This is a genomic window from Enterococcus faecalis (assembly GCF_029024925.1).
In the GTDB taxonomy this organism is placed as follows: Bacteria; Bacillota; Bacilli; order Lactobacillales; family Enterococcaceae; genus Enterococcus; species Enterococcus faecalis.
In genome coordinates this window covers 606,151-630,600 of sequence record NZ_CP118962.1, presented here as the reverse complement: position 1 = coordinate 630,600, position 24,450 = coordinate 606,151, and the positions used below count along the sequence as shown (strand labels likewise).

General features: G+C 37.0%; 20 protein-coding genes, 1 tRNA gene and 1 riboswitch. Of the genes, 3 read left to right on the top strand and 18 right to left on the bottom strand.

The features are described 5' to 3' along the window. Positions 1-98: 98 nt before the first annotated feature. The 3 genes from metK to rpoN all read right to left on the bottom strand — a co-directional run bounded on the left by metK (position 99) and on the right by rpoN (position 4,908). Entirely contained in the window at positions 99-1,283 is a 1,185-nt protein-coding gene (gene metK / locus PYW42_RS03150; protein ID WP_002388893.1) for a methionine adenosyltransferase, read from the bottom strand. After that, a riboswitch (SMK box riboswitch) is annotated at positions 1,281-1,376 on the bottom strand. Its footprint overlaps the gene before it by 3 nt. Positions 1,377-1,498: 122 nt before the next feature. Next, positions 1,499-3,376: an acyltransferase family protein gene (locus PYW42_RS03145; protein WP_002388972.1), complete on the bottom strand. Its 1,878-nt coding sequence runs from the start codon at positions 3,374-3,376 to the stop codon at positions 1,499-1,501. Between the two features lie 200 nt (positions 3,377-3,576). Continuing rightward, positions 3,577-4,908, bottom strand: coding sequence for an RNA polymerase factor sigma-54 (gene rpoN, locus PYW42_RS03140; protein WP_002361288.1), 1,332 nt, complete (start codon positions 4,906-4,908; stop codon positions 3,577-3,579). A 58-nt stretch (positions 4,909-4,966) separates the two neighbouring features. Here rpoN and PYW42_RS03135 point away from each other — a divergent pair. Further along, a tRNA-Arg gene (locus PYW42_RS03135) sits at positions 4,967-5,038 on the top strand. A gap of 655 nt (positions 5,039-5,693) precedes the next feature. Here the strand turns inward: PYW42_RS03135 and PYW42_RS03130 are convergent. The 6 genes from PYW42_RS03130 to PYW42_RS03105 form a co-directional block, all read right to left on the bottom strand. After that, complete coding sequence (locus tag PYW42_RS03130; protein WP_002355647.1) at positions 5,694-5,894, bottom strand: cold-shock protein; 201 nt, start codon at positions 5,892-5,894, stop codon at positions 5,694-5,696. Between the two features lie 233 nt (positions 5,895-6,127). Next, on the bottom strand, positions 6,128-6,535 hold the full coding sequence (locus PYW42_RS03125; RefSeq protein ID WP_002355645.1) for an NUDIX hydrolase: 408 nt from the start codon (positions 6,533-6,535) through the stop codon (positions 6,128-6,130). A 25-nt stretch (positions 6,536-6,560) separates the two neighbouring features. Then, a complete protein-coding gene (locus PYW42_RS03120) occupies positions 6,561-8,348 on the bottom strand; it encodes a glycerophosphoryl diester phosphodiesterase membrane domain-containing protein (protein ID WP_010816095.1) in 1,788 nt (595 codons plus the stop codon). Between the two features lie 29 nt (positions 8,349-8,377). Continuing rightward, on the bottom strand, positions 8,378-8,887 hold the full coding sequence (locus tag PYW42_RS03115) for an SA1002 family membrane protein (protein WP_002388860.1): 510 nt from the start codon (positions 8,885-8,887) through the stop codon (positions 8,378-8,380). A gap of 173 nt (positions 8,888-9,060) precedes the next feature. Next, the gene (locus tag PYW42_RS03110) at positions 9,061-9,444 is read right to left on the bottom strand and encodes a bacteriocin (protein WP_002388795.1); all 384 of its coding nucleotides are present in this window, start codon (positions 9,442-9,444) and stop codon (positions 9,061-9,063) included. A 24-nt stretch (positions 9,445-9,468) separates the two neighbouring features. Continuing rightward, complete coding sequence (locus PYW42_RS03105; protein ID WP_002388785.1) at positions 9,469-11,442, bottom strand: isopeptide-forming domain-containing fimbrial protein; 1,974 nt, start codon at positions 11,440-11,442, stop codon at positions 9,469-9,471. 464 nt (positions 11,443-11,906) lie between these two features. Between PYW42_RS03105 and PYW42_RS03100 the strand changes: the two genes are divergently transcribed. Further along, a complete protein-coding gene (locus PYW42_RS03100) occupies positions 11,907-12,311 on the top strand; it encodes a DUF1622 domain-containing protein (protein ID WP_002386155.1) in 405 nt (134 codons plus the stop codon). A gap of 19 nt (positions 12,312-12,330) precedes the next feature. On the opposite strand, the gene PYW42_RS03095 is transcribed toward PYW42_RS03100, so the two are convergent. Further along, positions 12,331-12,849, bottom strand: coding sequence for a hypothetical protein (locus PYW42_RS03095; protein WP_002355635.1), 519 nt, complete (start codon positions 12,847-12,849; stop codon positions 12,331-12,333). Positions 12,850-13,044: 195 nt separating this feature from the next. Here PYW42_RS03095 and clpP point away from each other — a divergent pair, with 195 nt between their 5' ends. Beyond that, positions 13,045-13,638, top strand: a complete 594-nt coding sequence (gene clpP, locus PYW42_RS03090) for an ATP-dependent Clp endopeptidase proteolytic subunit ClpP (protein WP_002355633.1) — start codon at positions 13,045-13,047, stop codon at positions 13,636-13,638. Between the two features lie 44 nt (positions 13,639-13,682). Here the strand turns inward: clpP and PYW42_RS03085 are convergent, their stop codons facing one another. The 8 genes from PYW42_RS03085 to uvrB form a co-directional block, all read right to left on the bottom strand. After that, positions 13,683-14,201: a DsbA family protein gene (locus PYW42_RS03085; protein WP_002389615.1), complete on the bottom strand. Its 519-nt coding sequence runs from the start codon at positions 14,199-14,201 to the stop codon at positions 13,683-13,685. 113 nt (positions 14,202-14,314) lie between these two features. After that, positions 14,315-15,238: a DUF7916 family protein gene (locus PYW42_RS03080; protein ID WP_002358737.1), complete on the bottom strand. Its 924-nt coding sequence runs from the start codon at positions 15,236-15,238 to the stop codon at positions 14,315-14,317. Positions 15,239-15,471: 233 nt separating this feature from the next. Further along, positions 15,472-16,407, bottom strand: a complete 936-nt coding sequence (gene whiA, locus PYW42_RS03075; RefSeq protein ID WP_002358736.1) for a DNA-binding protein WhiA — start codon at positions 16,405-16,407, stop codon at positions 15,472-15,474. A gap of 33 nt (positions 16,408-16,440) precedes the next feature. Further along, on the bottom strand, positions 16,441-17,436 hold the full coding sequence (locus PYW42_RS03070; RefSeq protein WP_002389640.1) for a gluconeogenesis factor YvcK family protein: 996 nt from the start codon (positions 17,434-17,436) through the stop codon (positions 16,441-16,443). Beyond that, positions 17,436-18,323, bottom strand: a complete 888-nt coding sequence (rapZ, locus tag PYW42_RS03065) for an RNase adapter RapZ (protein WP_002355625.1) — start codon at positions 18,321-18,323, stop codon at positions 17,436-17,438. The genes PYW42_RS03070 and rapZ overlap by 1 nt, the downstream gene beginning before the upstream one ends. Before the next feature lie 165 nt (positions 18,324-18,488). Next, entirely contained in the window at positions 18,489-19,283 is a 795-nt protein-coding gene (locus PYW42_RS03060; RefSeq protein ID WP_002389562.1) for a YusW family protein, read from the bottom strand. Positions 19,284-19,454: 171 nt separating this feature from the next. Continuing rightward, the gene (gene uvrA, locus PYW42_RS03055; RefSeq protein ID WP_002361280.1) at positions 19,455-22,274 is read right to left on the bottom strand and encodes an excinuclease ABC subunit UvrA; all 2,820 of its coding nucleotides are present in this window, start codon (positions 22,272-22,274) and stop codon (positions 19,455-19,457) included. A gap of 117 nt (positions 22,275-22,391) precedes the next feature. After that, entirely contained in the window at positions 22,392-24,389 is a 1,998-nt protein-coding gene (gene uvrB / locus PYW42_RS03050; protein ID WP_002389731.1) for an excinuclease ABC subunit UvrB, read from the bottom strand. Between the last annotated feature and the right edge of the window lie 61 nt (positions 24,390-24,450).

The following is a 24,450-nucleotide window of genomic DNA, read 5'->3' as shown; positions in this document are numbered from 1 at the left end:
AAATTGTCTTAAAAAAATGCTTTTTCATAAAAAAATTATTGCAAAAAAAAACAAGAAGTCAGCCAATACTTGGCTGACTTCTTGTTTTTTTTATTTAATTATTCAGCTAAACTAGCTTTTAACGCTTCAACTTTATCTGTTTGTTCCCAAGGTAAATCAATATCTGTTCGACCAAAATGACCATAAGCCGCAGTTTGTTTATAAATTGGGCGACGTAAATCTAGCATTTCAATAATGCCTGCTGGACGTAAATCAAAGTTTTTACGAACTGCTTCGATTAATTTACTTTCTGGAAGATCACTCGTACCAAACGTATTAATAGAAATAGACACTGGTTGCGCCACACCAATTGCATAAGCTAATTGGACTTCTACTTTTTTCGCCAAACCAGCAGCAACAATGTTTTTCGCGATATAACGCGCAGCATAACTAGCAGAGCGGTCAACTTTGGTTGCATCTTTTCCAGAAAAAGCACCGCCGCCATGACGAGCATAACCGCCATAAGTATCAACGATAATTTTACGACCAGTTAAGCCGGCATCTCCTTGAGGGCCACCGATTACAAAGCGACCAGTTGGGTTGATAAAGTATTTTGTTTCATCATCTAAAAGTTCATGAGGAATCACCTCATTGATTACTTGTTCTTTAATATCTTTTTCGATTTGTTCTAAGGTTGTTTCATCATCATGTTGTGTACTGATGACGATCGTATCCACACGTTGTGGTTGACCTTGATCATCATATTCCACTGTTACTTGAGATTTTGCATCAGGACGTAAGTAAGGTAAGACTTTTTCCTTCCGCAATTCTGCTAAACGGCGAACCAAACGATGACTTAACGCGATCGGTAATGGCATTAATTCCGGTGTTTCGTCAACAGCAAAACCAAACATTAAGCCTTGGTCACCAGCGCCAATATCGTCTTTTTCATCTTGATCACGCACTTCTAAGGCTGCGTCAACCCCTTGAGCGATATCAGGTGATTGCTCATCGATTGCTACAAGAACTGCGACAGTCTCTCCATCAAATCCATATTTTGCTCGTGTATAACCAATATCTTTCACAGTTTGACGAACAATTTTTTGGATATCTACATAAGCTATTGTAGAAATTTCTCCAAATACTAGGACTAAACCAGTTGTTACGGATGTTTCACATGCCACGCGGGCCATCGGATCTTTCTCCAAAATCGCATCTAAAATTGCATCACTGACTTGGTCAGCTACCTTATCTGGATGTCCTTCTGAAACGGATTCTGATGTAAATAAATGTCTTTCTGTCATAATGTTATTCCCCCTAAATAGTTTCGGTTACAAGGCATCTTTAGTAAGTAACGACAATTACTTGCTAAATCCTTTCGGGAACTTGTAACAAAAACAGTATACCAGATATCTAAAAAAAAAGCTTAGGTTTTCAAGAAAATCATTAAATTACCTATATTTGCTTTTCCTATAACAAAAAACTTCCAGCCCCTTTCATCTGAGCTGGAAGTTTCTTGCTACTGTAAAATTTTCTCCGCGATAAAGTGTGTGTATTGCTCGCCACCTGCCACATTTGGATGAACTCGGTCATCATAAAACCAATCATCATGGGCGTTACTATAATTAAACCAGTCAATGACCGTTAAGTTATCGTATTTTTTGTCCATTTGACTAAGTAAACTATTCACTTGATTTTGCCATCTTCTAGTTGGGACGCGAACATTAATCCAATAAACTTTTCGATTACCTAACGCTTTCATAAATTCATCAAATTGTGCCTCTGTAAAAGGACCATTCGTACCTAAACTCACTAAAACAGTATTTTTAAGCATTTTCTTTTTGTCTAGTTCACCAATTAGTGAAATGCTACTATACAATTGACGGCCCACTTCTCCATCGATAATCATTTTAGGGAAAATATCTTGTAACCCGCTAGCACCATCTAGAATAACAGAATCACCAATAGTTGTGATTTCTAAATTCTGCGCTTTTTTTACTTGCTCTGGTGTGAGTTGTGTGGGTAGAACGTCTTGGCTTTCACTCGGTTTTGTACTACTTTCTGTGGACGTGCTACTATTTTTCGTGCCACTTTCTTGGACTTCTTTTTTACGTTCTTCAATTTTTTGCTGATTTTTCGCAATATTTTTTTCTAGTTGCTCTTGTTGCGCACTTTTAGCGTTTGCTGGAGCCACAATTAAACCGAATACTGCAATCACGCTAATCACTGTCATAAAGGCCATTGTCCCTTTTTCACGAAGGTCCCACGGTTTCCGTAAGAACTCAGTGAATTGAGTCCAGACATCCTTATAAGACAATCGTGTCAGTGGATGTTCGATAAAACGATAAGACAATTCGCTCACGACTAAAATTAATGCTATTTCAACCAATGAATGTAGAAAAACATGGTCCGATAAGGTCTTAATTTTGGCCTCATAAAAAATCATGATTGGGAATTGATACAAGTAAATGCCATAACTCCGTTTACCTATCCACGTAAAGACCGGATTCGTTAACCAACGATTCATATCTGCCCCTGGATGTGCAGTGACGGCCACTAAGACAGTGGCTGCCAAACTAATTAAAAACATGCCGCCGTAATAAACAAAATTTGTATGATCTGATAATGTTAAAAAGGCTAACACTAAAAGAACTAAGGCACTTAAACCAGCGCCATTTAAGATTTTTTTAGAGGCTTCTGGAATTTCTTCTTTCAAACGTGTGCTTGGCCAAACATACGCCAATGCACTACCTAGTAAAATAGAAAAAACACGTGTGTCTGTTCCATAATAGACACGTGTAGGATCTGCGCCAGGAACATATAAAACGGCCATCAGCGTCACCGAAATTAAGGCGCCGATTAAAACTAAACTGAAAATTCGACCGCGCTTACGAACAAAGCGTTCCAGAAGAATAAAAAGTAATGGCCAAATTAAATAATTTTGCGCTTCAACTGCCAATGACCAAATATGTACAAATGGCGATTGTGTCGCAAATCCATCAAAATAAGAAAACCCTTTAAAAATTTGCCACCAGTTGTTGTAATAAAAAACACTACTAGCGACAACGCTGCGAATATTGTTTAATAAATCCTGCTGAAAGAGTGTAATATAACTAACTGCACTTAAAAGCATCACAATTAATGCTGGATACAGCCGTTTCATCCTTCGCACATAAAATCCTTTTAAATCAATGGTCTGATTTTCTGCCCATTCTTGCCGCAACAAGTCGTTAATAAGATAACCTGAAACAACAAAGAAAATCGGAACACCTAAGTAGCCACCTCGCATGACTTGGGGAAAAAGGTGATACAAAATCACGCCAATTACAGCGATCGTCCGAATGCCATCAAAACCTGTAATATAGCGTTTTTTCTTGCTATTTGCTGTCTGATTCATTTGTGCTTTCCAACTTTTCTATAAAATTATTCTTTTCCTTTATTTAAAGAAGCAAGTAACTTTAATATACGTTTTTTCCTAGGAAATGGCAAGCAAACTTTGCCTCCTTTAGGGTTTTTTTACAATTCAAAAAACCAACATTTTTTAAAACACAAAAAAACAACCAAAGCTTATGAAAATCACTCATAAGCTTTGGTTGTTTACTCATATCGTTTTCGTTTAGATGAAGATGGAATCCCTAGGGCTTCACGATATTTTGCCACCGTTCGTCGGGATATTTCCATGCCTGAATCTTTTAATCGCTCGACTAATTTTTGATCAGATAACGGTTTACTTTTTACTTCTTGATCAATTAATTTTTGTAGTTGCTTTTTAACCATCGTTGTTGAGACATCCTCGCCATCTTCTTCTGATGAAAGAATACTTGTGGAGAAGAATGAGCGCAATTCAAAGACGCCAAACGTGGTTTCTAGATATTTTCCATTGACCGCACGACTAACTGTCGATTCATGAATAGACAAAGCATCCGCAATTTCTTTTAAAGTCATTGGTTTTAATGGCCGATCTGCTTCTAAAAAGAAGGCTTCTTGACGGCGCACAATTTCTTGCCCTACACGTAAAATTGTATCCCCCCGCTGATTCACTGCGCGCTCTAACCATTCAAATTCGTTTTTCTTATCCTTAATATATTCTTGGACTTCTTTGTCGTCAGTCTCTTGCATTCGTTTGAAATAATTTTCTTGAAAATTTAATGTCGGTCGACCAGCTTTGTTGGAAATCACCACTATTCGATCTTCCTTGATTCGGACAGTTAAATCTGGTCGAATATACAATTCCTCGGTCGCATCAAAAATATTCCCTGGCGCTGGCGATAACGTTTGTATATAATCAAAGATCAATTGAATTTCTGCTAATTCAATTCCGAATTTTTTAGCTAACGGGCCCCATTTACGACTCACTAAGGCATCAAATTCTTCCTCCAATAAAATATACGCTAAATTAGGCGCGGTATCGTCTCGTTCTGTTTGTAGCATCAAACATTCTTGTAAATTGCGAGCCCCCACACCTGCTGGATCTAGCTGTTGTAACAAAGTTAATGCATCTAGCATTTGAATGGCGCTTGCTTCGGTTTTCTCTGCCGCTTCTTCTAATGAAATCGTTAAATAACCATTCACGTCTATATATTCTACTAAAAACAATACCAATGTTCGCAAGTATGTATCGCGGTAATTCAAATGAATTTGATCAATTAAAGACTCAAATAATGATAAATGATAGTCTGGAATTTGATTCATATAATTATTTTCTTCGTCTTGGTTGGTGTAAGAACGACTAGTTATCGGAAAATCTGTGGTGTACTGCGTGTCTACTTGTAAATCAATTAATGGATTCTCTAGTGCTTTCGCTTCAACAAAGGCAGCGAGTTCTTCCGTATTAAATTGTAAAATTTGAATAGATTGTTGAAGCTGTTGAGTCATGGCCAACTTCTGGACTTGTTTTTGTTGTTGGGACATTCGTTGCTCAAATTTCATTATTTTCGTCCTCCCTCTTGTAATTTTTGTCAATATCAGCTAAACTAGTATTCGTGCCGCGCCCTTAGTGTAGTGGATATCACGTAAGATTCCGGTTCTTGAGACGGGGGTTCGATTCCCTCAGGGCGCGTTATTTAAATATGTTGATTTATCAACGTTTCTGGACACTCTTTATTCATCTAAAGAGTGTTTTTTCATGTTTAGGAATGATTTTTCTATCCGTAGTTTTTTCAAATGTTGCTTGTGGCAAGCTCAATCGCACTTAACGCGACAACATTTGTTCTGCTTCAGCTACAAATCCAATAAGGTTAAAATTCCTCCGTTCCTATTGTAACGCATAACGTTTCCTTTTTCTATCTGCTAAACAAAGTATTACGACAAGCAAACACCTGCTTCTCTCTTAAAGATCCCTTTCTGATTATATAGTAAATTGCTTTTAATTTGTTAATTATTTTACCTAAAACTTGATACCCTAATTAAATAAAGAACCTGGGGCAAAAATCACTTTGGATTTTTGTCCCAGGCTTAAAACCTGATAATTGGCGGGAACAGAACTGTTCAGCTCCGACCTCTAAAATACTTAATTAGAAATATACTACCAGCAATCATACCAATTATGATTACTAGCCAAAATAATCCACTTACAAGTAACAGCTCAATTAAGGTCGTCTTCAGATTCTCCTCCTTTAAATGGCCTCTGCTTTGTTTTGCTATGTAATTAATGGCGAGATCAGACAACAGCTATCAAAAAAACGGACCAACACGTGGTCCGTTTTCATTCATTATTAAGCTTTTACGATGTTCGTTGCTTGTAAGCCGCGTGGACCTTCTTCAGTATCAAAAGTTACTGCTTGGCCTTCGTCTAAAGTTTTAAATCCATCTGATTGAATAGCTGAAAAATGTGCAAATACATCATTGCCATCTTCACCTGTAATAAATCCAAAACCTTTGTCTGCGTTAAACCATTTTACTGTACCGTTGTTCATATATATTTCCTCCTAGTGCATAAAAATATGCAAGTTATTGCAAAAAATGTTGAGTGGCAAAAGGAGAAGTATAGTTTTTAAATATATAACTCAAATTACTTATCAAAATTGATTACTTAATTACTATAACACATTTATTAGGAATAAACAATGCCCACGACTTTTCCTTGGACTTTCTAAAATAATCAAAGATGCGCTTGACAAAGCCCTAGCAAAAGACACTCCTATTCTTTCTATTTCCAGTTAGTTTTGTTTAACTTTAAATAATCGCTACACGCCAAATAATCAAATAGCGGAGCTAATCCTGGTGAAAAATTTACTTCCTCAAACCGCTTAATAAATTGTACGCCTTTAATTTTATTTGGTTCGTTCAGGGTAACTTTTCCTTGGGCTTGTTTGGCAAAATAAAAATGTCCTTGCCAAACGATTGAATCAAAAACAAGTGGTCCAGTAAAAATTTCTTCAAGTTCAGTAATTTCCACTGCTAACTCTTCTTTCATTTCACGAATCGCACATTCCAGCGCTGATTCACCAAGTTCTTGTTTTCCGCCAGGGAAATTCCATGTGTCTGGCCGATCTTTTAAGATAAGAATTTCATCAGATTGATTTTTAAGAAGTACTCGCGAAAATTCTTTTTTCATTTCGTTTAACCCTTTTCTTCATTTTTTATTGAGAAGCCACACTTGGTAGCATAAAAATATAATGCAAAATACGATCCGCATACGATGGATTTTTTTCAAAGTCATTGACTTCTTCATTGACTAACTCCAAATCATCGGTAATCACTCTAGCGACATCCATAAAGAGCATTTTACTTAATACCTCTGAGTCATTAACTGTCCAAGCATAAACTGCTTTTTTCTGTTGGTCAGCTTTTAAAATGAAGGTATCGTTCAACGTGGTAGCTTCCATTGTATACAAATCAGCTTGTGTTTCTGGAAAAGTGAAATTATAGGGCAAAATAAAACTAACTTTTACTTTTGATTTGGCTTTTTTAAACGCTTTGATCACATTGTAGTCGAGAGATTGAACCTGATGGTTATTCTTTATCAAAGGACGTTCATATTTTTCAATAAAGTTAGATAGCGCACCTTGACTATCTTGTTTAGACGTTTTAATTTCTACTAGTAATTTTTGTTTGGCTTGGTTTGCTTTCGCTAAATAATCATCAAAACTGGCAATTGGTGCTTCTTGGCCATTTTCTTTAACGGTCATTTTTGTTAATTCAGCCAACGTAAATTCTTGCGGCGTGCCATCAACGCCGGCGAGTTCTTGAAGGTTTGCATCATGCATCACAACAAATTGATGGTCTTTGGTTTCTTGAACATCAATTTCAATATAATCTGGTTTAAATTTAATGGTTCTTTCCATAGCAGGAATAGTATTTTGCACGCCATTACTATTGGTGACCCCTCGATGCGAAATAATCAAAGGTTTTGATTCTAATAGCCCTGTTAAGTAAACAGCGTTGAAAATTATATAGCCGCCAAAAATGGTGAATAGTCCTAGGCCCATTCCGATAGTCACTAATTTATTACGTTTCGTTTCTTTGTCAAAGGCAACTTTTGTCGTCGTTTCTGCTTGAACATTTAATTGTGTATATAAGAAATTAATCAGTAATACTGAAAGCCAAGCATTAGAGACAAACTGTAAAAATTGGACAACCGTTAAATTTAAAATACCAACTAGCAAGCTAATGGTATCGCTCAAGGTATCTAACTTCAACTGTAGAAGATAAAGTAACACATAAATAACATACGTTGAAACAAATACCGCGATCGTCACAAATGCAATATTACGAATAATGAACCATAATCGTTTGTTTGTCATTGACCAACTAGCCTTAACTGCCTCGCCCGCTTTTTTTCTTTCCAAAATCATTAATGGAAGCGTGTAAATGAAACGAATAGCTAAATACCAGACTAATAACCCAAAAGCCAGTAGCCCCACCAAGTAAGGAATTCGTTGGGACAAAAATTCAACAATAAAATCTGGAATCACAAATTTCGTCAATAGATTACTTTGGAAAATCAGGTTACCAAAAGGGACAATGACAACAAAATAACCGAAAAAGAATAACCACGAACGGGCACCTTGCTTTTTAAGAACCTTAAAAGATGCCTTGGTAACTCCTTTAAAATGAAAATGATGGTCTTGCCGTATTTGAAAAATCCCTAATAATAAAAAGGTAAACTGATAAAAAACTGCACCTAAAAAAAGTAACAACAAGAGAATTAATAACACCAGAGCAAGCGGCTTTTCTAACAGTAAATTCAGGTTATTAAACGAAAGATAAGGAATACCTTGAGTTTTTAGTGCGTTGGAAGTAGCCCAACTAAAAGCCCCACCCACCAATAATAATAAGACATTTAAAGTAAAAAATAACCATAAGTACTGCAAGATGTCTTTAAAAAATTGCCTTGTTCCATTTTTAAATGTTTGCCAAGCAGACATACAAACTCCTCCATTCTAAAAGTATCTGACTAAAGTTCTTCCATACGAATCCTAAATAAAACAACGGCAATCCAAATTGAAATAAATGATGGCAAAATAACAATAATGATTGCGACTGGCTCATCAATAGTCCCTTGTAACGTATTTTTTACTTCTGAAGAAACAATAAACTGATCAAAAATCACTTGATAAATAGTAACATAAATCAATACCCATTGAATATAATATTCAATTATTTTCATTAAAGCGATGGGTAAAACAATTTTTTTCGTCGTTAAATTCAATAAAAAATATAACAAAAGACTCGTACTGATGATAACGACTATCCCTAAAAGAAATAACGACTCTAACCGCTGCCCTATTACGTTTGCAACGCCTATTGTTAATAATAAATACATAGCTACCGAAATTAAGATGCTCACACTTAGCATAACAGACAACAAAAGTAATGCCTTAAGAAAAAGCCACTTATCAACTCTTTTATTTCCAATCAATAAACCTAAAAGAATCACCGACAAAAGTAAAATCAATTCAATCATTCGTTCCTCCTCCCAAAACAAATGAAAAAAAATTCATATGTTCGCGTTTATTTTATCAAACTAAAATGTATTTGTAAAACATTTCACATGTTATTTAATAAACGACTATTACTAGAAAAAAGACAAGCCAAGTTTCCTTTATTTAGGAAACTTGGCTTGTCTTTTTATTCTTTTTACTTCGTTATTTTTTGATAGTTTGCGAATAATTGATTCGCATCTCCTTCTCCATCAATTTTCTTGAGATGGCCGTTATCTATTTTAAACATAGATGGCACATGTAAAACTTTATTTTCTCGGATAAATGTTGACCATTCCTTCATGGTCTCTTTGTTGGTTAATTCTACATAGTAAACCTGTTTAGGTGCTTGCAATAGTTTCTCGAAATCCTGACAATCTGAACAGTTTTTCTTTTTTAAAACAACATAAAATGTTTCGCCAGAGTGCTTTTTTTCTTGATACTCATTGAAACTTAATTCCTTTTTATGCGGAATAAATGTAAAACCTACCAACAAACTAAGTAACAAAATTAACAGACTGAACGCAATTTTTTTATTCATGTTTTTTCTTCCTTTTTAGTTTGTCTAATTTTTTCTTTTTTTATTTTTTGTTATGCCAAAGCTAATAGCCACTATAAGGACAATTAAACCTGCGATCATGTAAAGTGGATTTACTGTTGTATTAGTCATTGGTAAATGAATTCCTTTACTTGCTGATTTTCCAAAATTGACTGGGTTCGTTGGTGCTTGATGATTTGTAGGCGTCAACGGTTTTTTCGGTTTTAGCGGTTGTTTAGGTTCAGGTTTTTTTGGATCTTCTGGCGTTGGTGCAGGCGGTGTTACAGTTGGTTTGTTGGAATGCAACACGTCCCCTTCGTTGCCAAAGTTTAAGTCCGCTTGGTTGGGAATCCCGCCTTGTTCAATATAAGGTGCTAATTCTTCATCGGTTGCGCCGTCTTTAATTTTAGTGGTAATAGTCATTGTGTACGTATGTCCAGCTAAGTATGAGTAGCTGTCTGCTTGTTTGTTCATTTCAAAAGTTACTTTGTTATTTTCTTGTGTTACTATGCCGTTGGCTGTAACATCTTTACCATTTTCATCTGTGACAACGACTTTTTGGATATCTAATAATTGGTTAATATCATCTACTAAACTGGCTTGTTGCCAAGTACTTGTTTCGTTACCAAAGGCTGTTTTGACATGCCAATCGAAACTATCTTCACGATTGGTTAAATCTAAGTGCTCTTGATTTTCGATATCTTTTGTAATCGTTGGATCTTCTGGCGTCACGTCACACGCATGCGCATTGTCATTTTTAGGAATCGTCGCTTCTGGAAATTCCTTAGCAATTGTCCCTTGATTCATTGTCCCACTACTTACAAGGGTTGCTGCATCAATCGCTGTATTTTCTTTGACTTCGTAGTGAATCGTGATGTTTCCTACGTAACCTTCTGTACTAGTTGCTGAAATGGTTTGTCCGTTAATTTGAACAGGCACATCATTTCCAGCATCGTCCGTAGCGGTCGCCGATTGAATATCAAATTGATTGGCAATCGTTAATGAAGCTGTTGCTGGTGTCGATTGCGCCAGACGATCTTTGACAATTTGTTTTAATTGGGTTGTAAAATCATCAATAGATTGGCTTGTAATAAAATCTTCTGGTGTGCTAGACCCTTGTTGCAACTCTTGTTTTACAAAAGGACCCACTTCTGTTTTATATTTATCAAAGTATGAATTCACTGAACTTAAAGATTCAACACTTTCCCAATACGCATTAATCATTTCATAGCCTTGGTTAGTAATTTCTTGGTTTAACGCTAAAACTTCTGCTGCTGCACCTTGGTAGTCATTACTATATTCCACTGAGACTTGAAGAGGATGTCTTGGATCTGGATATTCATTGATTGAATCATTGGTATTGGTTTTATGCAAGTAACCATCTAAACGTGTATTAGCGACCCCATCTGTCACTAATAGGAAATACGTTTTTCGATTCGTTAAATCTCCGTGTGTTTGATTGTACGTATCTAAAGCGAGTTTCAATCCTGGGGCGGTTGGCGTACCACCATACGTCCGAACGTCTCCAAAACCAGAGACAAATTGGCTTTTATCATAAGTCAATTGCGTATTGACGCGCACATTCATATCATAATCAGCTGAATTAATTTTTGTCTTTCCATCAGGAAACATAAATTGTTTTCCGCCGCGATACGAAGCCAGCATCACGCGGTCTTGATCAGATAAACCTTGAACCACTTCATCAATCGCTTGTCTTACATGTGGAAAATTATCTGAAAAACTACCACTGGCATCTTCAACAACCACTAAATCAACCGGTTCCGTTTCACCCGCTTGAACTGGGAAAGCAGCTTGTCCTTCCAATATCCGTTTACAATCAGCTAGACTGTCATCTTTCACTTTCACCGTATTGGTCATTCCTTCTGTATCTCCTGCTTTAACCACTCCTTCGGCTAAAGCCAATGTGGGACTGAAATTTCCCACAACTGTTCCAGCGACAATCACCATTGTCGATAATAATTTCGTTGCTTTCTTAAACATTTTAATCCTCCCTATTTTCTTTCGCTAGTGTTTGGGACACTTGCTTCTCTTTACTTCAACTACAGCTCCTTAAATCTTTCATCAAGTCGATGTGTCTCCTTGCTTTTGTGACACATCTCTTACTCAATTTCTGATTCTATCACCTTTAAAGGCTAAAACTTGGCAGTATTCGGCTCTTGAAAACGTAAAATTTGTCTTTTAAAAATTAATGAAAAGACTATCCACTGACAAAGTTGGTTTTCACTTACTTTTTGCTACTTGATTCCTTTTAAGACTCTTTTTTTACAAAAAAAAAGTAAAAGAACCTTTACAGTCCTTTTACTTAATTGTTAGATGCTATTCATAATTTTCTTAGTTTTGTTCTATAAGCTGAATAGTTTAGCCTGTTTATTTCAACAATATTTGACGTTAGTCAGCCGTTTCGTTATAGTTAAAGAAAAGGCTTTTTGGTAGGAGTGAATACGATGAATGAGTGGCCCCATCAGTTAATGACGCTTTTAACCCCACTTTTTGAGCTATGTATTTTAGGACTGAATGTTTTTTCGATTATTGTTTTAGTTTGGGGTGTTTGTTTAGCAGGAAAAGATTTCATTAAAAGTGAACGACAAAATCAAAGCCGCTTTACCTTAACCAAAATGAATACGTTCATCAAAAACTTCCTTGGTAGCTACATTCTGTTAAGTTTAGAAATTTTAATTGCTGCTGATATTATTGAATCCATTGTCAAACCAACTTTTCAAGATATTTTGAAATTGGCAACCTTGGTGATCATCCGTACAGTTATTTCTTATTTCTTACATAAAGAAATTGAAGACACTATGACCGATATGGAACAACAAGAAAAAGAACCAGATACCCAAAAAAATTAGCGGGTACGCTGGTTCTTTTTTATTTAATCGCTTTAAAATAATGAAGTGGTTCGTTAGACAAACGCTGCATTTTACGTTTTTTATCTTCAATAATTGCTAAAATCTCGTCTGAAAAATTTTCCAAAATAACACGGCCGCCTTTATAGGTGTGACCACCCATTTCAGCAACTTCGCTGGCCGTCAAAATGACTTTACGATGCGCAATTTTTTTGAAAAATTCTTCAATTAAGTACGTCGGTAAGTAAAAATTATTTTGAGCAGAAAATGATTCCAAATAAATAAAATCATCGATGCTGATGAAACAATCATCCATCGATAAGTATTCAATTGATCTGTCTATATATAATTCACGCTTTTGTAAAATTTCTTTGACTTTTTTATTTAATAAATTCAATGATTCAATTTCTTTAACCAAATGTTCTAGTTCACGATAACGTACTTCTTTTCGCTCTTTGTAAGATGAATGTAAGGCGGCACTTGCTGTGACTATTAGCGCACCGACGATTACACCGACCATTCCGGCGATAAAAACAAACATATTTTTCCCCTCGCTCTTTTCTAATTTTCCATTTTAGTATAACATAATCCAAAAGTTTCGGATAAAAAATGACACAAAATTTTTCAAGCGACTTCGTTGACCTTTATTGACCAAAGAGGTATACTTTTCATAGGCATTCAAAGTGCTTTGTGATAGAATGACTTTAAAAGTTTCTTTATATAGGAGGATTTACTTATGAATTTAATTCCAACAGTTATTGAACAATCATCTCGCGGTGAACGTGCTTATGACATTTACTCTCGTTTATTAAAAGACCGCATCATTATGCTAAGCGGCCCTATCGATGATAATGTGGCAAACTCAGTGATTGCACAGTTATTATTCTTAGATGCCCAAGATTCAGAAAAAGACATTTACTTGTACATTAACTCTCCTGGTGGCAGCGTTTCTGCAGGTTTAGCGATTTTCGATACCATGAATTTCGTTAAAGCGGATGTCCAAACGATCGTATTAGGAATGGCGGCTTCAATGGGTAGCTTCTTATTAACAGCTGGTCAAAAAGGCAAACGTTTCGCTTTACCAAATGCGGAAATCATGATTCACCAACCACTTGGTGGCGCTCAAGGGCAAGCAACAGAAATTGAAATTGCTGCTCGTCACATTTTAGACACTCGTCAACGTTTAAATTCAATTTTAGCTGAACGAACTGGCCAACCAATTGAAGTGATTGAACGTGATACCGATCGTGATAACTATATGACTGCCGAACAAGCAAAAGAATATGGTTTAATCGATGAAGTAATGGAAAATAGTAGCGCCTTAAATTAAAAATAAAAAAAATGGAAACAGCGACAGTCGCTGTTTCCATTTTTTTATTTTTCAATGTATCCTCGTAATTCTTCTTCAGTGACACTTTCGTCAAAGATATGCTCACCAATGATGATCGTTGGTACAAATTGAATGTGAGCCGCATTGGCTTCAGCAATCACTGCGGAAACAAGCGTTGCATCTTTTTGTTCTTTTAAGCCCAGATTTTTTTCAGCATACGTCGCTACTTCTTCTAAGGTTAAGTTTCCCCATTCATCTTGCGTAGCAAACATTTTATGCAATGCTGACAGTGCTTGTTCAGGCGCTGAATAGTCAATGTAGTGATGCATCACATTGCCGCGTTGTAAACTTTCTTTTTCTTTATCAAACAACTTAATGATACGTTCAACTTTACCACTTTTGACAGATTGTGCTAACAGTTCCTCAGACTCTTCAAACCATTTTCTGCAATAAGGACAGCGAACATTGATAAATTCTATCATTTTGACAGGGGCATTGCTCTCACCAATGTGAAGCCCTGTTTCTGCGTTAACTTTTGTTGCATCAATTACTGAAATATCCATAAAAAAACCTCATCCTTTCAAACCTTTATTTCTCTTTTAGTATACCGTTTTTCAATAAAAAAATCATAAGACACGAATTCAAATTTTCTGAATTCGTGCCTCTGTTCACTTTTTTAACGATTAATCGAACGAGCCATTCTAGCAACAGTATGTCTTTTCCCACGTATCGCATCAGAAAGCTCTTTAATATTTTCAATACCAACTAAGCCCATATTGGCATCGCCAATATGTTGAATATCTACGCCTAAAATTTTATTTCTAATGCCGATTGCTTGGATAACTTCAGGTTGAGCACTTTCTTGTGAAGTTCCAATGGCACTCATAACTAATTTTCCTTTTGAATGTGCAAAATCCACAACTTCTTTGACTTGTTGATCATCGATGCCCCAAACCGTGCCGACTGCTGGGACTAAGACAATATCAGCGCCCGCTTCAATAAATTGTTCAGCTGATTTTAAACTGACCACTGGTTCATCTACGCCTGAACTGTGCATTTTTCCGGCAATAATGATGCCATCAAAATGTTTTTTGGCTAAGGCCACGTTCTTAGCAATCAAGTCGTTGGTCACGCCAGTTCCTGGATTACCTGTCAATAAGATAAAATCCAAACCCAGTTCATTGGCTTTTTTGAAAGTAGCTGCTGATGCTTTTCTACCTGGTTCAATCGAAACTCTCGTTGAAGCTAAGTCTAAATTTTCATCAACAGGTTCGACATTCATGCCAATCGGTAAACCGACTAGTTCTTTCAAACGATGAACAACCTCATCATTAGGGACACATGTTTCCGCAGTATATTGCCCTTCATAAGCGGCTACTACAATCGGTTGATTAACATCGAAAACATTCAATAAAATCATGTCTGCGCCATATGCTTTTGACATTTCCGCACAAGTGATATCACCTGCTACGGATGGATGAACTACCACATTTTCCGATAAAATTACGCGCCCTTCGCTCGCTTTAATACTCTGAAACAGCTCTTCTTTTGACATCCGTTTGATTTCTGATGCATTTGCACTAATTAATCGTTGAACCATTTTGACCCCTCCAATAGTTTTTAATGTTTTAGTTAAAAACAGCAATAAGTAATCGCTTGCATTTTATTACATGCAACATTCGTGCCAACGTCGTTTCTTTAAACCACAGGTCAACACTACATTTCAGTGCTACACACTTTTTACACACTTTAATTTTTTTTACACGCTTAAAGAAAAAGTGAAGGATAGCACTTCAAACGGAAATGTTATTCTTCACTTCTGGAGCAGAAAAGTTACGCACTTTTTTCTCGTAATTTTTCTGCAAATTCATTAATTTTTCGAATACGATGATTAATACCTGACTTAGAAATAGCTCCTGAAGGAATCATTTCCCCTAGTTCTTTGAGACTAACTTCCGGATACTCTAACCGTAATTCTGCGATTTCCTGAAGTTTCTCCGGTAATGACGTCAGCCCTACTGTACTTTCAATAAATTGAATATTTTCAATTTGTTTTGAAGCCGCATCAATGGTTTTATTTAAATTCGCTGTTTCGCAATTCACTAAACGATTTACTGAATTCCGCATATCACGGACAATCCGGACATCTTCAAATTTCAACATAGAGTTCGTGGCACCAATTAATGTTAAAAAGTCGGCAATTTTTTCAGCACCTTTTAAATAACAAATATACCCATTTCGGCGTCCCAATGTTCGAGCGTTTAAGTCATAGTAATTCAACATCTTACAAATATCATTATTGTGTTCTTCATAAATTGAAAAAATTTCTAAATGATAGCGACTTGTTTCCGGATTATTAACTGAGCCAGAAGCCATAAAGGCCCCGCGTAAATAGGAACGCATTTTTTGCGCGTTACCCATGATTTCATTTGACACATTGCCATTAAAAACGACCCCATCCATAATATCCAAATCAGCTAGAATTTTTTGTGTATCTTGTTTTAGACGCACAATGTAAACATTATTTTTCTTTAGTTTCATTTTTTTACGAACTAATAATTCTGCTTGTGCATGGTAATGATCTTTCAGCAATGAATACATTCGACGAGCAATTGCAGCATTTTCCGTTTGTACATTCAAGACAAACTGTTGATTAACTAAGCTAAGCGAGCCGTTCATCCGAATTAATGCTGCTAATTCTGCTTTCGCGTGTTCTCGATGGACTTCTAAACCAGTTAACTCTTTTTTGACATCCGAGGCAAAAGACATCTAAGCTCCTCCTCTCTTGATTCTTTTGATTAATTAATATTTCGTTCCAAATACGATACGGAAAAGTTCTTCAACAACTTTTTCCCCATCATGAAAAACTCCGCCATCTCTTAATTCTAAAAAGTCTGTCGAAATGACTCGGCAACCTTCTTCACGTAATCCTTGAAAATCATGCTTCACTTGAACTAAATATTCATCATAAATTTCAGGATCCATGTAATTTTCTGGTACTTTTTCTGTGTTAACCAGCACTGTATCAACAAACTGCGCTTGTAGATGCTCGTTTAAGACACGAACATGATCGGTATCCGTAAAATGTTCCGTTTCCCCTTTTTGGGTCATGATGTTACAAATATAGACTACTTCCGCTGCCGTTTGTTTGATGGCTTCACCAATTTCTGTAATAACTAAATTAGGCAAAATACTTGTAAAAAGACTCCCTGGCCCTAACACGACCATGTCTGCTTCTTCAATTGCTTTGACGACTTTACGCGCAGCTCTTGGCTGTTCTTCTCCGTGTGTATTTGTTACAAACACATGGTCAATCGTCTTGCGATCCAGTGCAATTTTTGATTCTCCCACCGCCACTGAGCCATCTTTAAATACGGCATGTAACGTTAATGGCCGTTCTGATGATGGATAAATCCGTCCATCAACATGCATCATTTTTGAAAGCAATTGAATCGCTTCATACGTACTTCCCCTCATTTCTGAGACAGCAGCAATGATTAAATTACCGATTGCATGATTGGCAAAATGACTATCTGATTTATCAAAACGATATTGAAAAATATCTTCATATAATTGTGGCATATCTGACAATGCCACTAAAACATTTCTTAAATCTCCCGGAGGTGTCATGTTATTAATAGAGGAACGAAGCTCGCCACTACTACCGCCATCATCAGCGACCGTTACGACGGCAGTAATATCAACACTTTGATTTCTTAAACTTTTTAAAATTACTGGCAAGCCTGTTCCACCACCAACAACCACGATCTTCGGTTTACGAATTCGATAGGTTTTCATTAAGAGCGATTAACCGTTTCTTTTCTTTTTAAGCGGTCGCGGTGGGTAATATTTACATGGTAATCTTCCTCTTTTAATTCAGCGCCAACACGTTCTGTCAATGCGACAGAGCGATGTTGTCCGCCAGTACAGCCAATTGCAATGGTGACGCTACTTTTACCTTCTTTTTTATATCCAGGTAAGACTGTTCGCAGTAAATCGATAAATTTGGTATAAAATTCATCTGTTTCTGGGAAGCCCATCACATAATCATAAACAGGTTGATCCATTCCAGTTAACGGCCGTAGTTCATCAATATAATGGGGATTAGGTAAAAAGCGAACATCCATAACGATATCTGCATCAATCGGCAACCCATATTTAAAGCCGAAGGACACCATTTCCACTCGAAATTCGTGTGTCTCTCTCGTTGCTAGTTCTTTATTCAAACGTTCCCGCAATTGACGAGGGGACAAGTCCGTGGTATCAATAACCAACTGAGCATCCGCCTTGATTTCTTCCAGCATTGCACGTTCTTTACGAATACCTTCTGTCACTAAACCATCCATCGCCATTGGATGCGCACGCCGTGTCTCTTTATAACGAGAAACCAACTCTTCATCGGTGGCATCTAAAAATAAAATCGTTGTATCAATAAAATTAGTATTTTCAAGTTCGACTAACATATCCTGAATTTCTCTAAAGAAGGTCCGTGAACGTAAATCGATCACTAACGCAATCTTGGTAACTTTTCCAGATTCTTTAATTAATTCCCAAAATTTTGGGATTAAGCTTGGTGGTAAATTGTCGATACAGAAATAGCCCATGTCTTCAAAGCTTTGAACAGCGACTGTTTTTCCAGCGCCACTCATTCCTGTAATAATAACCAGTTGTAAATTTTCTGGCATATTCAACACTCCCTTCACTTGCATCACTATATTATAACACCCCGGGCGTATCAAAGAAAGCTTTTCAATCATTCTTATAAAGATTTCTATTCTTTCATAGAAAAACAGCATTGACATTTTTGTCAACGCTGTTTTAATTGCTGAATTATATTGTATAACTGTGTGTTATTTTAATACAAACTCAATTTCTGTTTTATCAGTAAAATTAGCTTCAAACTCAATTTTTTTTACTTGTTCATTCACGGATAACTTTTTCGTAATGTGTTCTTTAATTTGTTCATTTGTAGCTGTTTTGATTGACAATCCATCTAAAAGAGTCATGATTTTGTCTTGTGCTGCCTTACCTTCTAATTCTAAATCAGCAGATTCATCTTCATACGTTGCTTCAATTGTTCCGTTCGATTTTATTTCATAGGTGAACTCAATTTCATTTTCGTCGTATTCGATTTCTACGTCAATCTCTTGAAGACTGGCAACAGTCGGTGTTGGTGTGGTTAGTTCATTGTCTGCTGTTTCATGGTCCCCACCAACTTCAGGAGTTACGGTTTCCCACTTAAAGGTACCAATTTTAGCTGTTGCTAGATATGGATTATTAATGGTAATGACTTTCAATTGAAGGTCTGAATGGTTGGCGATATCTGTTAAAATCCCCAGAGCCTGATATGTATTTTGTGTAAAACGTGTCGCAATATTTTGCGCATCAATTGTGGAATAGCCTAATGTTTCCCAGGTGATTTGTTGCTTTAATTCCTGATGAACGGCTTGTACTGTCGCCGGCTCCAATTGAATGCCCGTTGCTTCTTTTAAGTCTTTCTTGGTAAAGCTCATTACTTTTTCATGGTCTGATTGTGAAATTAAGGTCGCTGCTTCCATTGTGTTACTATGTACAAAAGGTGTGATTCCGATAGCTAAGACCATTCCTGCTGTTAATAAACTTGTTGTTATTTTTTTGTTTTTCATTTAAGACTTCCCTTCGTGTTCATTGTTATTTTGTTAACAAACATAGTATATCTTTTAATTACACATTAAGTCAACATTTATTTTTAATTTTTGTTAAAAAATATTTGTTATTTTATAATAAAAGAACCTTGTTTCCCATAAAAACAAGGTTCTTTATCTAATCATTAATGTTTATTTCAGAACACGTTTTAAATAATATCCTGTGTAACTGTCTTTGACTTTAGCAACTTCTTCTGGTGTTCCTGTCGCCACGATCGTCCCACCACCGTCGCCACCTTCTGGCCCTAGATCAATCACATGATCCGCAGATTTGATGACATCCAAGTTATGTTCAATCACTAAAACGGTATTGCCCGCTTCCACTAAACGCTCTAATACTAGAAGCAATCGCGCAATATCATCGGTATGCAAGCCGGTTGTTGGTTCATCCAGAATATAAAAGTTTTTCCCATTAGAATTTTTATGAAGTTCACTCGCTAGCTTCATCCGCTGTGCTTCTCCACCAGATAAAGTAGTTGCTGGCTGCCCCAATGTCACATAGCCTAAGCCTACATCCACAATTGTTTGCAATTTACGATGAATTTTAGGGATATGTTTGAAAAATTCTACGGCATCTTCCACCGTCATATCTAAAATATCAGAAATGTTTTTGCCTTTATAATGAACTTCTAACGTCTCAGAATTATAACGTTTGCCATGACAAACTTCGCAAGGCACATAGACGTCAGGTAAAAAGTGCATTTCAATTTTGATGATACCATCCCCGCGACAAGCTTCACAACGGCCACCTTTGACGTTAAAACTAAAGCGGCCTTTTTTATAGCCACGAACCTTGGCTTCATTTGTTTGGGCAAACAAATCGCGAATGTCATCAAAAACACTAGTATAAGTCGCTGGATTACTTCTTGGTGTTCGACCAATTGGACTTTGATCAATGTCAACAATCTTTTCAATGGCTTCATAACCAGTGATACTTTTGTGTTTCCCAGGTTTATTGGAATTACGATTTAATTTTTGGGCCAGTGCTTTTTTCAAAATTTGATTGACTAAAGTACTTTTCCCTGAACCTGAAACACCTGTGACAGCAACAAATTCACCTAGCGGAAATTCAACACTGACATTTTTTAAATTATTTTCACTGGCACCAGTGACTTTGATCGCTTTGCCATTACCTTTGCGACGTTCTTTTGGTACAGGAATCACTTTTTTCCCAGAAAGATATTGACCGGTCAATGAATGCGGATTTTTAGCAACCTCTTCCGGCGTACCAGCGGCTACAATTTCACCGCCCAGATGTCCAGCGCCAGGTCCCACATCAATCAAGTAATCCGAAGCCATCATTGTATCTTCATCATGTTCCACCACAATTAATGTATTGCCTAAGTCCCGCATTTTTTTCAATGAGTCAATCAAGCGGTCGTTATCTCGTTGATGCAAACCAATTGATGGTTCATCTAAAATGTAAAGGACGCCTGATAAGTTTGATCCAATTTGTGTTGCTAAGCGAATTCTTTGTGCTTCTCCACCAGAAAGTGTACCAGCAGCTCGACTTAAGGTTAAGTAATCTAACCCGACATTTTTTAAGAAGGTTAACCGATCTTCGACTTCTTTTAAAATTGGCCGAGCAATCGTTGTTTCTTGTTCAGATAAAGACACACCTTCAAAAAATTGGACCGCATTTTTTATTGCTAATTCACTGACTTCACCAATGTGCGTGCCATTGATTTTTACAGCTAAAGCTTGCGGATTCAAACGATACCCTTGACAGCTTCGACAAGTCAATTCTGTCATGTATAACCGCATTTGATCTCGTGTAAAATCGCTATTTGTTTCATGATAGCGTCGTTTAATATTTTTTAAAATCCCTTCAAATGGCACTTCCACATCACGAACACCACCAAAGTCATTTTCATAATGAAAATGAAAGTTTTTCTCGCCAGAACCATTTAAAATAATTTCTTGTTGGTCTGCAGGTAATTCTTCAAACGGCGTATCCATATCAATCCCAAAACTGGTGGCTGCTTGTTCCAACATTTGTGGATAATATTGGGAACTAATAGGGTTCCACGGAACAATGGCTCCTTCTCTCAAGGTTTTAGTGGGATCTGGAATCACTAAGTCTTTGTCCACTTCTAATTTAACACCTAAACCATCACAATCGGGACAAGCGCCAAATGGTGCATTAAATGAAAACAAGCGCGGTTCCAATTCACCGACTGTGAACCCACAATAAGGACAAGCATAATGTTCACTAAACAACATTTCTTCTTGACCAATCACATCAACAATTGCGTAACCTTCAGCTAAACGCAAAGCCGCTTCAAACGAATCAAACAAGCGAGAGCGAATGCCTTCTTTCACAACGATACGGTCAATCACAATCGCAATATCATGTTTTTTATTTTTTTCAAGTTCTGGTGCCTCACTAACATCATAGGTTTCACCATCCACCCGCATTCTGACATACCCTTCACGTTGGATCATTTCAAACACTTTTTTATGTTGGCCTTTTTTCTTGACCACAACAGGGGCCAAAATTTGAATTTTTGTTCGCTCTGGTAGCTCTAAGACTTTATCAACCATCTGTTCAACAGACTGACTGGTAATTTCAATATGATCGTTAGGACAAATTGGATGACCTACCCGAGCAAATAACAATCGTAAATAATCATTGATTTCTGTGACCGTCCCCACCGTTGAGCGTGGGTTTTTACTTGTCGTCTTTTGATCAATTGAAATAGCTGGACTTAAACCATCGATGCTGTCAACATCTGGTTTATCCATCTGTCCCAAAAATTGTCGCGCATAAGCAGAGAGACTCTCTACATAACGTCGTTGCCCTTCTGCGTAAAGCGTATCAAACGCTAATGAACTTTTGCCAGAACCAGATAGTCCAGTTACAACAACCATTTTGTCACGAGGAATCGTGACATCAATATTTTTTAAGTTATGGGCGCGTGCACCATGAATCACAATTTTATCATTTGCCATATATGTTCTCCTTTTACTAAATCTCTTACGTCAAATCATTTCAAGTCATTCTATAGAGAAAAGATTAGTAAAAGATACGATGGTTCATCGTATCTTTTACTTAATCCGTTGGTTGACTTATTTGGCAGCTTTCAATTCAAGAATGGTATCTCGTAATGTGGCTGCAGTTTCGAAGTCTAACGCTTTGGCCGCATCTTTCATTTCTCTTTCAAGTTTCAGTAATAAATCAGCTTTTTCTTGTCTTGATAAATCTTCATATGATTTATCCAATTGAACCACTGTTTCATCTTTATCAGCTGTTTTGGAAATAGAAATCAAATCACGAATTTCTTTAATAATTGTTTTTGGTTCAATACCATGTTCTTCATTATATGCTTCTTGGATTGCCCGACGTCGTGCCGTTTCATCCATAGCTCGTTGCATCGAATCGGTGATTTTATCTGCATACATAATGACTTTTCCTTCAGCGTTCCGGGCAGCCCGTCCCATCGTTTGCACTAACGAGCGTTCACTACGTAAGAAGCCTTCTTTATCCGCATCTAGAATCGCAATTAAGGAAACTTCTGGCACATCGATTCCTTCACGTAATAAGTTAATACCAATTAGAATATCAAATTCGCCTAATCGTAAATCGCGAATAATCTCCGTTCTTTCCAGTGTTTTTATATCACTATGCAAATATTTAACTTTTAAGCCTAATTCTTTGAAATAGTCGGTTAAATCTTCGGCCATTTTCTTCGTTAAGGTTGTGACAAACACCCGCTGATCTTTTTCGATCCGTTCATTAATTTCGCCCACCAAGTCATCAATTTGACCCATAATTGGGCGGATTTCTACTTCTGGATCTAGTAAACCTGTTGGTCGAATGATTTGTTGAACAACAGTCTCTGTTTGTTCCATTTCATAAGGGCCTGGTGTTGCCGATACATAAACAATTTGGTTTACATGTTGTTCAAATTCTTCTAAACGAAGCGGTCGGTTATCAAGTGCACTTGGTAAACGGAAACCATAGTCCACTAACATTTGTTTCCGTGCTCGGTCGCCATTATACATTCCTCTAATTTGCGGCATTGTTACATGAGACTCATCGATTACAAGTAAGAAGTCATCTGGGAAAAAGTCCAACAGCGTATACGGCGGCTCTCCCTCTTGGCGACCGTCCATATGTCGAGAGTAATTCTCAATCCCTGACGTATAGCCCATCTCTCTCATCATCTCAATATCATAGTTAGTTCGCTGTTCCAAACGTTGGGCTTCCAATAATTTGTTTTCACTGCGAAGCACTTTCAAACGTGCCTCTAATTCTTCTTGGATCTGCGAAATGGCGTGTTCCATATGTTCTTCGTTCGTCACGAAGTGTGTTGCCGGAAAAATAGCGACATGCTCTGTTTCGCCGACAATTTCACCAGTTAACGCATCTACTTCACGAATTCGATCAATTTCGTCTCCGAAAAATTCAACACGTAGCGCATGCTCATCCCGTGAAGCTGGGAATATCTCAACCACATCACCGCGGACACGAAAACGCCCCCGTTGAAAATCAATATCATTTCGTTCGAATTGAATATCGACTAAGCTTTTTAGTAACTCATTACGATCCATTTCCATTCCCACACGTAATGAAACAACTTGTTGACTGTATTCCCGCGGATCCCCTAAACCAAAAATACAAGAAACTGATGCTACCACGATGACATCGTTTCGTTCCAATAAAGAACTTGTCGCTGAATGGCGTAGTTTATCAATTTCATCATTAATACTGGAATCTTTTTCAATATATGTATCACTTGAGGGTACATATGCTTCTGGTTGATAATAATCATAGTAACTGACAAAATACTCGACCGCATTATCTGGGAAAAATTCTTTAAATTCCCCGTATAATTGTCCAGCTAGTGTTTTATTATGTGCAATCACTAATGTTGGTTTGTTCACTTCTTGAATCACATTAGAGATTGTAAATGTTTTACCTGTTCCGGTCGCTCCAAGTAAAATTTGAGCTTTTTCTCCACCTTTGACACCGTCAACTAGTTCAGCAATAGCGGCTGGCTGATCTCCGGCAGGCTCATATTTAGAAGCCAAATGAAAGGTATTGGAAGTTTCTCTTTCGATCATTTATAACTCCCCCTCAAAGTGTCTAATTTCTCTTAAATTATCGGCCCATTCTGGCAGAATG

Coding starts and splice junctions, on each gene's coding strand:
- PYW42_RS03085 (WP_002389615.1), bottom strand. CDS start 14,201: ATGGATATTTCAGTAATTGATGCAACAAAAGTTAACGCAGAAACAGGG.
- PYW42_RS03060 (WP_002389562.1), bottom strand. CDS start 19,283: ATGAAAAACAAAAAAATAACAACAAGTTTATTAACAGCAGGAATGGTC.
- uvrA (WP_002361280.1), bottom strand. CDS start 22,274: ATGGCAAATGATAAAATTGTGATTCATGGTGCACGCGCCCATAACTTA.
- rpoN (WP_002361288.1), bottom strand. CDS start 4,908: ATGAAATTTGAGCAACGAATGTCCCAACAACAAAAACAAGTCCAGAAG.
- metK (WP_002388893.1), bottom strand. CDS start 1,283: ATGACAGAAAGACATTTATTTACATCAGAATCCGTTTCAGAAGGACAT.
- PYW42_RS03145 (WP_002388972.1), bottom strand. CDS start 3,376: ATGAATCAGACAGCAAATAGCAAGAAAAAACGCTATATTACAGGTTTT.
- PYW42_RS03070 (WP_002389640.1), bottom strand. CDS start 17,436: ATGAAAACCTATCGAATTCGTAAACCGAAGATCGTGGTTGTTGGTGGT.
- PYW42_RS03115 (WP_002388860.1), bottom strand. CDS start 8,887: ATGATTGAATTGATTTTACTTTTGTCGGTGATTCTTTTAGGTTTATTG.
- clpP (WP_002355633.1), top strand. CDS start 13,045: ATGAATTTAATTCCAACAGTTATTGAACAATCATCTCGCGGTGAACGT.
- PYW42_RS03110 (WP_002388795.1), bottom strand. CDS start 9,444: ATGAATAAAAAAATTGCGTTCAGTCTGTTAATTTTGTTACTTAGTTTG.
- PYW42_RS03105 (WP_002388785.1), bottom strand. CDS start 11,442: ATGTTTAAGAAAGCAACGAAATTATTATCGACAATGGTGATTGTCGCT.
- PYW42_RS03100 (WP_002386155.1), top strand. CDS start 11,907: ATGAATGAGTGGCCCCATCAGTTAATGACGCTTTTAACCCCACTTTTT.
- PYW42_RS03095 (WP_002355635.1), bottom strand. CDS start 12,849: ATGTTTGTTTTTATCGCCGGAATGGTCGGTGTAATCGTCGGTGCGCTA.
- PYW42_RS03120 (WP_010816095.1), bottom strand. CDS start 8,348: ATGTCTGCTTGGCAAACATTTAAAAATGGAACAAGGCAATTTTTTAAA.
- PYW42_RS03130 (WP_002355647.1), bottom strand. CDS start 5,894: ATGAACAACGGTACAGTAAAATGGTTTAACGCAGACAAAGGTTTTGGA.
- uvrB (WP_002389731.1), bottom strand. CDS start 24,389: ATGATCGAAAGAGAAACTTCCAATACCTTTCATTTGGCTTCTAAATAT.
- rapZ (WP_002355625.1), bottom strand. CDS start 18,323: ATGCCAGAAAATTTACAACTGGTTATTATTACAGGAATGAGTGGCGCT.
- whiA (WP_002358736.1), bottom strand. CDS start 16,407: ATGTCTTTTGCCTCGGATGTCAAAAAAGAGTTAACTGGTTTAGAAGTC.
- PYW42_RS03080 (WP_002358737.1), bottom strand. CDS start 15,238: ATGGTTCAACGATTAATTAGTGCAAATGCATCAGAAATCAAACGGATG.
- PYW42_RS03125 (WP_002355645.1), bottom strand. CDS start 6,535: ATGAAAAAAGAATTTTCGCGAGTACTTCTTAAAAATCAATCTGATGAA.